A 12,334-nucleotide genomic window follows, 5' to 3' on the forward strand; every position below is an offset into this window, starting at 1 on the left:
CCAAATGGGCCCCCAGGGCTTGCGTTTCGCATATCGCGCCCGCAAAGGAGCCCCCGAATTCCTATTGAGGAAGGGCACGGCCGCCGCACGTGAGGGACACGAAAGAGAGCCGGCTGCTCCTGGTCCTGCTGGTTGCCATCGCATTCGCGCTGATCACGGTGGACATCCGCGGGGGCAGGAACTCCCCGGTCGACGGTGCCCGGCAGGCCGCGGCCGCGGTGTTCGGCCCGGTCGAGAACGGGCTGGCCTCGGCGGTCGACCCGGTCGGCAACGCCGTCTCGGCGATCCGGGACTCCGGCAGCCGGCACGACCGCCTCGCCACGCTCGAGAAGGAGAACGCGGCCCTCAAGGCGAAACTCGGCAGCGACGACCGCAACCGCAGCCGCCTGAACCAGCTCGACAGGATGCTGAAGATCGCCGGCGAGGGCCAGTACGGCATCAAGGGCGCCCAGGTCGTCGCCATAGGAGCGGCGCAGGGCTTCTCCTGGACCATCACCATCGACGCGGGCGCCAACGACGGCATCAAGCGCGACATGACCGTCCTCAACGGCGACGGGCTCGTCGGCCGGGTCACCACGGTCGGCCCCGACACCTCCACCGTGCTGCTCGCCAACGACCCCGACTTCACCGTCGGCACCCGCATGGAGGGCGGCGACGAACTCGGCTTCGCCTCCGGGCAGGGCGACCGCCCGCTGCGCGTCGAACTGCTCAACGGCAAGGCGGAGGTGAAGAAGGGCGACCGGCTCGTCACCTTCGGCTCGGAGGCCGACCGGCCGTTCGTGCCGGGCGTGCCGGTCGGTGTGGTCTCCCGGGTCGAGCCCTCCAACGGCGGCCTCACCCGCACGATCTACGTCACCCCCTACGTCGGCTTCACCAAGCTCGACATCGTCGGCGTGGTCGTCCAGGCCCCGAAGAAGGACCCGCGCGACGAGGTCCTGCCGACCAAGCCCAAACCGGTCCCGACGCCGACGGTCACCGTCACCGTGACGCCCTCGGCCGACGCGAACGGTACGACGAACGACACGACCGACGAGCAGCAGTAGGAGCTGACTCTTCCATGCGCCTCAACCGGATCCTGCTCTCCAGCGCGCTGGTCGTCGTGGCCCTGGTGATCCAGGTGAGCGTCCTCGCCCGCCTGCATCTGCCGGGCGCCGTCCCCGATCTGCTGCTGCTCACCGTCCTCGGCCTCGCCATGGTGTACGGCCATGTCGGCGGCGCCCTCGTCGGCTTCGGCGCCGGCCTGCTCGCCGACCTCGCCCCGCCCGCCGACCACGCGGCCGGCCGCTACGCCCTCGTGCTGTGCGTCACCGGCTACTTCGCCGGACTCATCAGGCCGGAGAACGGCCGTCTGAAGTCGGCGACCGGCCCGATGGCCGTCGTGGTCGCCGCCGCGATCGGTTCCACGCTGCTGTACGCGGGCGTCGGCGCACTGGTCGGGGACACCGCCGCCCGTCATGTCGGCCTGCCCGGGCTGCTGTTCTCGGCGGCCCTGTACGACCTGCTGCTCGCCCCGTTCGTGGTCCCCGGGATCATGTGGCTGGCCCGCCGCGCCGACAACGACCCGCTCGCCGAGAGCGGCCCCGCCGCCAAGGCCGGCGACATCTCCAGCGGCTGGCTCTCCTCCGGCACCGGCCTGCGTATCGGCAGCCAGCGCGGCGGCCTCGGCGCGCTGAAGGCCAAGGCCCGCACCCGCTCCGCGCGGGTCGGCCGGATCAAGGGGGTCAAGCGGCTGTGAGTGGCCCGGAGTTCACCCGAACGGGTCAGCCGGCGCGGAACGCGGGCTCACAGGCTGGTCGTTCATCATTCGTACGCGTACTCGCATCGCCGCACTGAGAGGGGGACAGCCGCAGTGACCAACATCCCCGAGACCGGGCGGACCCCACGGGTCCAGATCCGGCTCGTCGTGATCCAGATCCTCGTCCTCTCCCTCCTCGGCACGCTCGGCGGCCGGCTGTGGTACCTCCAGATCCGCGAGGGCGCCCAGTACCAGAAGGAGGCGTCCGGCAACCACGTCCAGCAGGTCGTCGACCCCGCCGTGCGCGGCGACATCCTGGACGCCCGCGGCGTGCCCCTCGCCGACAACGAGACCCGCCTGGTGGTCTCCGCCTCCCGCACCGACCTGCTCAAGCAGAAGGACGACGGCAAGGCGGTCCTCACCAAGCTGGCCGGCGTCCTCGCCCTGAAGCCCGAGGACGTCATCCAGAAGGTCCGGCTGTGCGACGCCAAGACCCCCCAGCCGTGCTGGAACGGCTCGCCGTACCAGCCGATCCCGATCACCGACGAGGCCACCCCCAAACAGGCCCTGCAGATCCGCGAGCGCTCCGAGGACTTCCCCGGCATCACCGCCGAGCCCGAGGCCGTGCGCCGCTACGCGGGGCCGGGCAAGTCCAACACCGCGCAGGTGCTCGGCTATCTCTCGCCCGTCACCGACGCCGAGATCCAGAAGGCCAAGGACACCGACTCGCCCTATCTGCGCTCCGACATGGTCGGCCGCTCCGGGCTGGAGCGGCAGTACGACAAGGAACTGCGCGGCAAGGCCGGCGTCACCCGCTACGAGGTGGACAACCTCGGCCGGGTCATCGGCAAGGCCAAGTCGGATGCGGCCGAGTCCGGCTCCAACCTGGTCACCAGCATCGACTCCCGGGTGCAGCGCGTCGCCGAGTACGAGCTGGACAAGGCGATGAAGGCCGCCCGCACGCAGTACGACAAGATCACCGGCGAGAACTACAAGGCCGACTCCGGCGCCGTCATCGTCATGGAGGCCAAGACCGGCCGGATCGTCGCGATGGCCTCGGCGCCCACCTACGACCCGAACGTATGGGTGGGCGGCATCTCCGCCAAGGACTACAAGGCCCTCACCGGCAAGGACTCCGACTACCCACTGCTCAACCGGGCCATCCAGGGTCAGGCCGCACCCGGCTCCACGTTCAAGGTGGTCTCCACGGCCGCCGCGGTCAACGCCGGCTACGTCTGGGACGGCGGCTACCCGTGCACCAGCTCGTACTCGGTGGGCGGCCAGGTCTTCAAGAACTTCGAGGGCGAGAACTTCGGCCCGATCTCCCTCGGCCGCGCCCTGGAGGTCTCCTGCGACACGGTCTTCTACGGCCTCGCCGACAGGGAGTGGAAGAAGGACGGCGGCATCAACCCCAAGAAGGGCGAGCCGAAGGACTACTTCTTCAAGACCGCCCACCAGTTCGGCCTCGGCAAGGAGACCGGCGTCGACCTGCCCAACGAGGTCACCGGCCGCGTCCCCGACCGCCAGTGGAAGCTGAACTACTGGAAGGCCAACAAGGACGCCTGGTGCAAGAGCGGCAAGAAGGACGGCTCCTACGTCGAGAAGATCGCCTACGAGAACTGCCTCGAAGGCAACAAGATGCGCGAGGGTGACGAGATCAACTACTCCATCGGCCAGGGCGACACCCTCGTCACGCCGATCCAGGAGGCGATGATCTACGGCGCCGTCGCCAACGGCGGCACCGAGTACTACCCGACCATCGGCAAGGCGATCATCAGCGCCGACGGCAGGACCGTCCAGGAGATCAAGCCCAGGGTGCAGCGCAAGCTGCCCGTCACCCAGGCCACCCTCAAGGGCATGGACGACGCCTTCGCGGGCGTCATCACCCGCGGTACGGCCGCCTGGAAGTTCGGCGGCTGGCCGCAGAACAAGATCCCGCTGCACGGCAAGACCGGTACGGCGGAGGTCTACGGCAAGCAGACCACGGGCTGGCTGGCCACGTACTCCAAGGACTACTCGGTGATCATGACGATCTCCCAGGCCGGTACCGGTTCCGGTTCCGCCGGTGAGGCCGTGCGCAACATCTACAGCGCGCTGTACGGCGTCCGGGGCGACGGCTCCATCGACAAGAAGAAGGCGCTGCTGCCCAAGCCGCAGACGGGACTGCCGAAGGTCCGTAAGGACGGCACGATCATCAACCCCAAGGTCAGCGGCGACCCCGCGAAGGACGCCGAGAAGGCCCAGGAGGACAACCCCAGCAACGGGGACGACCAGCAGCCCGCCACCACGGCCTCGCCCGGCACGGGCAACCGCAACACCCGCAGGCGGCCGCGCCGCGGAAGGGGAAGCCGGAGGATGCCCTCATGACCGGCGCGAACAGCTTCTCCGTCTCCCGGTACGGCCCCGAGCGGGCCCGCTGGACCAGGATCTTCGCGCGCGACTCGCTCACCCGCCGGCTCGACTGGCCCATCCTGTGCGCGGCCGTCGCGCTGTCCCTGCTGGGCTCGCTGCTGGTGTACTCCGCGACCCGCAACCGCACCGAGATCAACCAGGGCGACCCGTACTACTTCCTGATCCGGCACCTGATGAACCTCGGCATCGGGCTGGCCCTGATGATCGGCACGATCTGGCTCGGCCACCGCGCCCTGCGCAACGCCGTGCCGATCCTCTACGGCGTCTCGCTGTTCGGGGTGCTGCTGGTGCTCACCCCGCTCGGCGCCACCATCAACGGCAGCCGCAACTGGATCGTGTTCGGCGGCGGCTTCTCGCTCCAGCCCGCCGAGTTCGTGAAGATCACGATCATCCTGGGCATGGCGATGATACTGGCGGCCCGGGTCGACGCCGGGGACAAGCCGTACCCCGACCACCGCACGGTCCTGCAGTCGCTCGGGCTGGCCGCCGTACCGATCCTGATCGTGCTGCTCATGCCCGACCTCGGCACGGTTCTGGCCATGGTGTCCATCATCCTGGGCGTGCTGCTCGCCTCCGGCGCCTCCAACCGCTGGATCTTCGGCCTGCTCACCGCCGGCGTGCTCGGCTGTGTCGCCATCTGGCAGCTGCACATCCTGGACGAGTACCAGATCAACCGCTTCGCGGCCTTCGCCAACCCCGACCTGGACCCCGCGGGCGTCGGCTACAACACCAACCAGGCCCGCATCGCCATCGGCTCCGGCGGCCTGACCGGCGCCGGCCTCTTCCACGGCTCGCAGACCACCGGCCAGTTCGTACCCGAGCAGCAGACGGACTTCGTCTTCACGGTCGCGGGGGAGGAGCTGGGCTTCGTCGGCGCCGGCCTCATCATCTTCCTGCTGGGCGTGGTGCTGTGGCGCGCCTGTCGCATCGCCCGCGACTCCACCGAGCTGTACGGGACGATCGTCGCCGCCGGGATCGTCGCCTGGTTCGCCTTCCAGGCCTTCGAGAACATCGGTATGACCCTCGGCATCATGCCGGTCACCGGTCTGCCCCTGCCGTTCGTGTCCTACGGCGGCTCGTCGATGTTCGCGGTCTGGGTGGCCGTGGGACTGCTGCAGTCGATCAAGGTCCAGAGACCCATGTCGGCGTAGCCCCGAGGCGGGGGCTCCGAGAGGTGGTGCACCGGGTGGATGACGGGAGTCTTCCGGCCATTCACCCGGGACGGGCCCTGCCGCGCCGCCTCGCGGCCCACTAGATTCAATTCATGGCGGATGCGAAACGCGAGATCGAGCGCAAGTACGAGTCCGACGACAGTGGGCTGCCCGACCTGACCGGCGTCGGCGGGGTGGCGGCCGTCCTGGACAAGGGCCTGGCGGAACTCGACGCCACCTACTACGACACCGCCGACCAACGTCTGGCCGCGGCCTCCCTCACCCTGCGCCGCCGCACCGGAGGCTCGGACGCGGGCTGGCACCTGAAGTTCCCGGTCGCCCCCGGCGTGCGGGACGAGATCCGAGCCCCGCTCTCCGACACCGTCCCCGAGGAGATCGCCGCCCTCGTCCGCTCCCGGGTCCGGGACGCCGAGCTGGTCCCGCTGGTCCGGCTCCGCTCCGCCCGCGATGTGCGCCACCTGGTCGACGCCGACGGCACCCTGCTGGCCGAGGCGAGTGTCGACGCCGTGACCGCCGAGCGGCTCGCCGGCGGGAGCGGGGCCGCCCAGTGGACCGAGATCGAGGTGGAACTGGCCGACGACGGCGACCCCGCCTTCCTCGACCTGGTGGAGAAACGACTGCGCAAGGCGGGCGTACGCCCCTCGGCGGCGCCGTCGAAACTCGCCCGGGCCCTGAAGGAGACGGGAGGCCACCGCCCCGGGAAGAACAAACACGCAGCACCGAGGACGGCCGGCGACCACGTCCTCGCCTATCTCCGCGCCCAGCGGGACGTACTGGTCGAGCTGGACCCCGCGGTCCGCCGGGACGTGCCCGACTCCGGGCACCGCATGCGGGTCGCCACCCGCCGGGCCCGCAGCACCCTGCGCAGCTTCCGCTCCGTCCTCGACCACGCCGTCACCGACCCCGTGGGCGCCGAGCTGAAGTGGCTCGCGGGCGAGCTGGGCCTCGACCGCGACCAGGAGGTCATGGCCGAACGCCTGACCGCCGCCCTGGACGCGCTCCCGCCCCACCTGGTCACCGGCCCCGTCCGCGAGCGCCTCGCCGCCTGGGCCGACGCCCGGCACGGCGGAGCGCACGCCCATATCACCGCCGTCCTGGACTCCCGCCGCTATCTGACCCTGCTGGACACCCTGGACACCCTGCTCGCCGACCCCCCGGTGCGAAAGGCCGCAGGGAAACAGCCGCAGAAGGTGCTCGCCAAGGCCGTCGACAAGGACCTGGCGGCCCTCGCCGCGCTGGTCGAGCAGGCGATCGGCGCGCCGCCCGGTGAGGAACGCGACATCGCCGTGCACGAGGCCCGCAAGAAGGCCAAACGCACCCGGTACGCGGCCGAGGCGGCCACCCCGGCCCTCGGTACACCGGCCCGCTCCCTGACCCAGGGCATGAAGTCCCTCACCACCCTGCTCGGCGAGCACCAGGACAGTGTCATGACCCGGCTGACCCTGCGGGAGCTGTCCGCGGTGGCGCACGCGGCGGGGGAGAGCACATTCGCGTACGGGGTCCTGTACGGCCGCGAGGAGGCACGGGCGGCGCAGGCCGAGGCGGAGCTGCCCGGCCTGTGGAAGGAGATCAGGCGCACGGCGTCCGGCTGAGCGTACGGGGGAGCCCGCCGGGCGGGTTACGCTTGATGGTCACCCCTGTCAGCTCACGAAGGTTCGCGAGATGCCTGCCGAAGCCGCCGAGTCGGTGTTCCCGGAGCTCGAAGCACTGCTCCCGCATGTGCAGAAGCCCATCCAGTACGTCGGCGGAGAGCTCAATTCCACGGTCAAGCCGTGGGACGAGTGCGACGTCCGCTGGGCGCTCATGTACCCGGACGCGTACGAGGTCGGTCTGCCCAACCAGGGCGTCATGATCCTCTACGAGGTCCTCAACGAGCAGGAGGGCGTCCTCGCCGAGCGCACCTACAGCGTGTGGCCGGACCTGGAGGCGCTGATGCGTGAGCACGGCGTCCCGCAGTTCACGGTGGACACCCACAGGCCGGTCCGCGCCTTCGACGTGTTCGGGCTGAGCTTCTCCACGGAGCTCGGCTACACGAACATGCTCACCGCCCTGGACCTCGCCGGAATCCCCCTGGAGTCCAAGGACCGCACGATCGACGACCCGATCGTCCTGGCCGGCGGCCACGCGGCCTTCAACCCGGAGCCGATCGCCGACTTCATCGACGCGGCGATCATCGGCGACGGCGAGCAGGCCGTGCTCGACATGACCCGGATCATCCGCGAGTGGAAGGCCGAGGGCCGCCCCGGCGGCCGCGAGGAGGTCCTCTTCCGCCTGGCGAAGACGGGCGGGGTGTACATCCCGGCGTTCTACGACGTCGAGTACCTCCCCGACGGCCGTATCGCCCGCGTCGTGCCGAACCGCTCCGGCGTCCCGTGGCGCGTGTCCAAGCACACCGTGATGGACCTGGACGAGTGGCCGTACCCCAAGCAGCCCCTGGTCCCGCTGGCCGAAACGGTCCACGAGCGCATGTCGGTGGAGATCTTCCGCGGCTGCACGCGCGGCTGCCGCTTCTGCCAGGCCGGCATGATCACCCGCCCGGTGCGCGAGCGTTCGATCACGGGTATCGGCGACATGGTCGAGAAGGGCCTGAAGGCGACGGGCTTCGAGGAGGTGGGCCTCCTCTCGCTGTCCTCGGCGGACCACTCCGAGATCGGTGACATCGCCAAGGGCCTCGCGGACCGCTACGAGGACGACAAGATCGGCCTCTCCCTGCCCTCCACGCGCGTCGACGCCTTCAACGTCGACCTGGCCAACGAGCTGACCCGCAACGGCCGCCGCTCCGGCCTGACCTTCGCCCCCGAGGGCGGCTCGGAGCGCATGCGCAAGGTCATCAACAAGATGGTCTCGGAGGAGGACCTGATCCGTACGGTCGCCACGGCCTACGGCAACGGCTGGCGTCAGGTGAAGCTGTACTTCATGTGCGGCCTGCCCACGGAGACCGACGACGACGTCCTCCAGATCGCCGACATGGCGACGCACGTGATCCAGAAGGGCCGCGAGGTCTCCGGCTCGAACGACATCCGCTGCACGGTCTCGATCGGCGGCTTCGTCCCCAAGCCCCACACCCCCTTCCAGTGGGCGCCCCAGCTCTCCGCCGAGGAGACGGACGCCCGCCTGGCCAAGCTCCGCGACAAGATCCGCGGCGACAAGAAGTACGGCCGCTCGATCGGCTTCCGCTACCACGACGGCAAGCCGGGCATCGTGGAAGGCCTCCTGTCCCGCGGTGACCGCCGTATCGGCGCCGTCATCCGCGCGGTCTACGACGACGGCGGCCGCTTCGACGGCTGGCGCGAGCACTTCTCCTACGACCGCTGGATGGCCTGCGCCGACAAGGCCCTGGAGCCGTTCGGCGTGGACGTCGACTGGTACACCACCCGCGAGCGCACCTACGAGGAGGTCCTGCCCTGGGACCACCTCGACTCCGGCCTGGACAAGGACTGGCTCTGGGAGGACTGGCAGGACGCCCTCGACGAGACAGAGGTCGAGGACTGCCGTTGGACCCCTTGCTTCGACTGCGGGGTCTGCCCCCAGATGGACACTCGGATACAAATCGGCCCGACCGGCAAGAAGTTGCTGCCCTTGACGGTCAAGAACGCAGGCCAGGCGCCCACTTCGAGTGGTCACGCACACTGACGTGAGCGAGGCACTCGATCGGGTGATTAAGGCGCTGGCGGGGGTGAGCGACGAAGAGATGGCCGCTGCGTTGGCTGCGGTCGGCGTTTCGGTCCCTCGCCCGTCGGCGCCGTCGGCGTGCACACGGACACCGCTGCCCGTTCCTCGAAGCGCCCCGCATATCGTCTCCGAGGTGGAGTGGGTCTGAGGCCGCTCCAGACTTGCGGGTGACCGTGTGGCATCCCGAATCCCCTCTACTGATGCGAGGGCCCGTTGGTGGGCGGTGGCGTGTGAGTCCGTCCTGTGCAACTGCGGAGCCCCCCAACGCAAGGCTGCTTGCTCCGCTCCAGCCAGGCCCCCAGCCGACTCTGCCCTTCTAGTGACGCGGTAAGACGCTGGACAGAGGGTCCCACGTCCCTGCTGCAGCATCGCGAGGTGGCGAAGCCGGCCCAAACTGGCACGGTCCAGCCTGAAGCTGAGATCAACTGACCACCAGCAGGAGGCAACGCTGCGCAAGTACGTACCTCGTGCCTCCCCGGAAACTGCACCTCCAGTGCCGTCAGAGGCTCACGCGGGCGCCACTGCCTCTCAGTAAGCCAGGGGCGCGGCCTGGGAGGGCCGGGGCCACTGTCAGTGGGGCGAGCTAACGTCCGATGCATGATGGTTGCTCAACCACTCCCGGCGACAAAACACTTGATCTACCCTGCTGGCAGGCGGAGTAGGGGGTGCGTCGCGTGGGGGGCTTGTCGAGAGTGGGCAGCGGAACCAAGTCCCGGGCTCAGAACATCAAGGCGGTACATCCGCGAACCGTTACGAAGATGATGGAGCAGCTCCAAGAGGGCTACGTCTCCAGCGTGGCAGCAAGCGCTGGCTGTTCAGCAGAAGTCATCGGCAAAGACACGTTTGGCGTTGATGTCCAGTTTATCCGCCCTGCTGCTACACACTTGGAGCAGGAAGGGCTGCTCTTTGCTCAACTGAAGTGCACGACGCAGGTTGTCCCAGACCGCGACACCAAGTCATTTCAGTACCGGTTCTCCAAGCGCGAGTATTTCGAAGGCCTCTCCGCCACCCGTTCGTACCCCAAGAAGATCCTCATCGTTATGACCGTGCCATACGAGCAGATGGGGTGGACAGAGGTGGTAAACGGCGGTCTACTCGTTAAGCGCGAATGCTACTGGACACACCTAGAGGGACAGACCTCAAAATTGGTGAAACCGGTGATCGATGTCCCAACCGACAATATTTTTGATGCAAATGCCCTAATAGCTATCATGGAAAGGCAGGACAGGGGTGAGTCGCTTGATGAATGAAGCCGAGGCCACAATCCCTGAGAATGTCGATCCAAACAGACTGCGGGTAGTCCTCAAAGACCTCGGCTGGCAGAAAGTGGGAGGTCGGGAAGGTATCTACGCGCGATACGCTCCGCCGCAAAATGCGGACTCAACCCAAGGTGCATCCAGCGTTCTAATCCCTCTCGATCAAAGAGCCGTCGACTATCCGAGCCTCATGCACTCGGCGTTGCTTCAGTTGGCCCATCGCAGGGATTTTTGGGCGCGCTCACTCTACCCCCGTCTAGCTCTATCGGCTTCGGATGAATTCCGCTTCAGGAAAGAGTCAAGCGCTCCGAGCGGTCTAATCTCGTGGCGGAACGGGGAGCGGCTCATTGAGTCGGCTCGAAGGACTCTTTTGGCTGGAGCGAAGTACTACTTGGGGCCGGAGCGTCACTTCGTGAATCGCCATGGACGGTTTGCTAGCAGGTATTTGGACCATGTAATGATGGGACAGTCGGCGCCTGGAAGCTATATCGTTACGGCTTTGGCGCCACCCGATGACCAAGTCAGCCTAAAACCTTCGGCTGATTCTCTCACCTCATCCTGGGACCCGGGAGCCATTCGACTCCGCACAGTCAACGAAGCGGTCGCACATGCCGTAGGAGCAACCGTTGAGGCGCTCGATCACTATCGCTCAAGTGGCTCTTTGGCAGGATTTGAGAGCGGTGTAGTCGACGGCATCTCATACGAGATGACTAACGCCATTCTCGGTATCGCGGCAAACGCCGATGAAGCGGATATCACGATCGAGTGGGATAAGGCATCCGCGCCACCTACTGCCGTAGAAAGCCACTTCGAATTCCGCGCTACGGATGTTCCTACGCTCACCCAGGCTGCAATTAGGCTTGCGGAAGATCAGGAAACGATGCAGATCTCGGTTACCGGGAGAGTGCATCTGCTGGCTAAGAAGCAAGCTGGCGGCGCCGGCGTGTTCGGTCTCGATTCCCTTCAATCAGCAGGCCCAAGAAAAGTGCGAGTAAGGCTCGCAGACGACGAGGACTATCACGAGGCCATCAGGGCCCATGAGGAGGACCTCGCGATTCAAGTGAGTGGGCGCCTGGAAAAGGAGGGAAATCTCAGCTGGCTCTACGACGCGACAGTGATTCGCACGTTGGGCCCCCTCGACGAGTATGAGTCTTCCCGACGCATGCGCCAGGAAGTCAGCTCGGATCAGATCGAGATGTTCTGACTGGCAAGAGACACCCATCTTGCTGTACGGCCACCCCTGGGCGGAAACCCGTAGGGTTGGCGAGCTCTGCCTCAGTCGCGACGTTACCTTCCCTGGCATCGGTGGCTGCATGCTGTGCGCACGGCACGGGGCGCGGGCCGGACGGGAGTGGGGCGGAGACAAGAGCGCTGGCCGGCCAAGCGCCGGACCTCGTGGTGAGCAGAGCGAGCCGCCTTAGTGAGGCAAAGCAAGTTGTAATCAGCCGCGTGGGGGCTCCGCAGCGCCAAGCCCGTACTTGGGTGTCACGCAGTCACGCGTATCGACAACGATGTGGGCGTTCCCAAGGCCCGGCAGCGCCGTCCGACAGAACCTCAGCGGCGCCGACGAGCGAGGACTCGAAGCGCCGACGCAGCCAGCGCAAGCAACCACTTCATCCTCACTCGCCCCCTGTCCTCCGGGGCTGGGTGCGGAACCTGCGAGGGCGTCAGCTTCCGAGACCACCCACCGGATTGAACGTTTAATTCCCGCCCTGGACACAGCAATAACGACCAAGCCGACTCGTTCCCTTAGCCATCTAGCTGTGCGACACCGATGCGCATTAAAGGTTGGAGCACGCTCCAGGTGACGGCTACGCCTACTCAAGCAGACGTTGCTCCATACAGCGCATCAGAATCGCCCTTTAGGGTTAAAAGCGGCCCATTATCTAGACGGGTGCTTTAGTCTGAGATTGGGCGGAGGCGAAAGGAGTCGTAATGACCAAAAACCAAGAGCGCTTGGGCCAGCAATCAATCATCGTAAACGTAAACGTTGCGAGCGGAGAGTATGCACCTCCTCAAGTGTCGCGTACGCAGGACACTGGTCAAGGTGAGAAGCCCGCCAAGATGCCCGACTGCTGGTGCCAATG

Annotated in this window: 8 protein-coding genes; all 8 read left to right on the plus strand. The window is 67.2% G+C overall.

Annotated features, from left to right (window positions below):
* The first annotated feature begins 89 nt into the window (after positions 1–89).
* Positions 90–1,043 carry a rod shape-determining protein MreC gene (gene mreC / locus IO33_RS0100260; RefSeq protein ID WP_031158634.1) on the plus strand — a complete coding sequence of 318 codons (954 nt, stop codon included), beginning with the start codon at positions 90–92 and terminating at the stop codon, positions 1,041–1,043.
* A 14-nt stretch (positions 1,044–1,057) separates the two neighbouring features.
* The gene (mreD, locus tag IO33_RS0100265) at positions 1,058–1,735 is read left to right on the plus strand and encodes a rod shape-determining protein MreD (protein WP_031158636.1); all 678 of its coding nucleotides are present in this window, start codon (positions 1,058–1,060) and stop codon (positions 1,733–1,735) included.
* A 114-nt stretch (positions 1,736–1,849) separates the two neighbouring features.
* Positions 1,850–4,102, plus strand: coding sequence for a penicillin-binding protein 2 (gene mrdA / locus IO33_RS0100270; protein WP_031158638.1), 2,253 nt, complete (start codon positions 1,850–1,852; stop codon positions 4,100–4,102).
* Positions 4,099–5,298, plus strand: coding sequence for a rod shape-determining protein RodA (gene rodA / locus IO33_RS0100275; protein WP_031158640.1), 1,200 nt, complete (start codon positions 4,099–4,101; stop codon positions 5,296–5,298). Before mrdA ends, rodA begins: the two co-directional genes overlap by 4 nt.
* Positions 5,299–5,411: 113 nt before the next feature.
* Positions 5,412–6,911: a CYTH and CHAD domain-containing protein gene (locus tag IO33_RS0100280; protein ID WP_031158643.1), complete on the plus strand. Its 1,500-nt coding sequence runs from the start codon at positions 5,412–5,414 to the stop codon at positions 6,909–6,911.
* A 70-nt stretch (positions 6,912–6,981) separates the two neighbouring features.
* Positions 6,982–8,952: a TIGR03960 family B12-binding radical SAM protein gene (locus IO33_RS0100285; RefSeq protein ID WP_031158645.1), complete on the plus strand. Its 1,971-nt coding sequence runs from the start codon at positions 6,982–6,984 to the stop codon at positions 8,950–8,952.
* A gap of 797 nt (positions 8,953–9,749) precedes the next feature.
* Positions 9,750–10,241 carry a DUF4365 domain-containing protein gene (locus IO33_RS0100290; RefSeq protein WP_031158647.1) on the plus strand — a complete coding sequence of 164 codons (492 nt, stop codon included), beginning with the start codon at positions 9,750–9,752 and terminating at the stop codon, positions 10,239–10,241.
* Positions 10,242–10,707: 466 nt separating this feature from the next.
* Complete coding sequence (locus IO33_RS50215; protein ID WP_157857777.1) at positions 10,708–11,451, plus strand: hypothetical protein; 744 nt, start codon at positions 10,708–10,710, stop codon at positions 11,449–11,451.
* Positions 11,452–12,334 lie beyond the last annotated feature (883 nt).

It is taken from the genome of Streptomyces durhamensis, assembly GCF_000725475.1.
Lineage (GTDB): Bacteria > Actinomycetota > Actinomycetes > Streptomycetales > Streptomycetaceae > Streptomyces > Streptomyces filipinensis.

Excerpts from the sequence above, each read along its gene's own strand:
- rodA (WP_031158640.1), top strand. The coding sequence starts at position 4,099 with ATGACCGGCGCGAACAGCTTCTCCGTCTCCCGGTACGGCCCCGAGCGG.
- IO33_RS0100290 (WP_031158647.1), top strand. The coding sequence starts at position 9,750 with ATGATGGAGCAGCTCCAAGAGGGCTACGTCTCCAGCGTGGCAGCAAGC.
- IO33_RS0100280 (WP_031158643.1), top strand. The coding sequence starts at position 5,412 with ATGGCGGATGCGAAACGCGAGATCGAGCGCAAGTACGAGTCCGACGAC.
- IO33_RS0100285 (WP_031158645.1), top strand. The coding sequence starts at position 6,982 with ATGCCTGCCGAAGCCGCCGAGTCGGTGTTCCCGGAGCTCGAAGCACTG.
- mreD (WP_031158636.1), top strand. The coding sequence starts at position 1,058 with ATGCGCCTCAACCGGATCCTGCTCTCCAGCGCGCTGGTCGTCGTGGCC.
- IO33_RS50215 (WP_157857777.1), top strand. The coding sequence starts at position 10,708 with ATGGGACAGTCGGCGCCTGGAAGCTATATCGTTACGGCTTTGGCGCCA.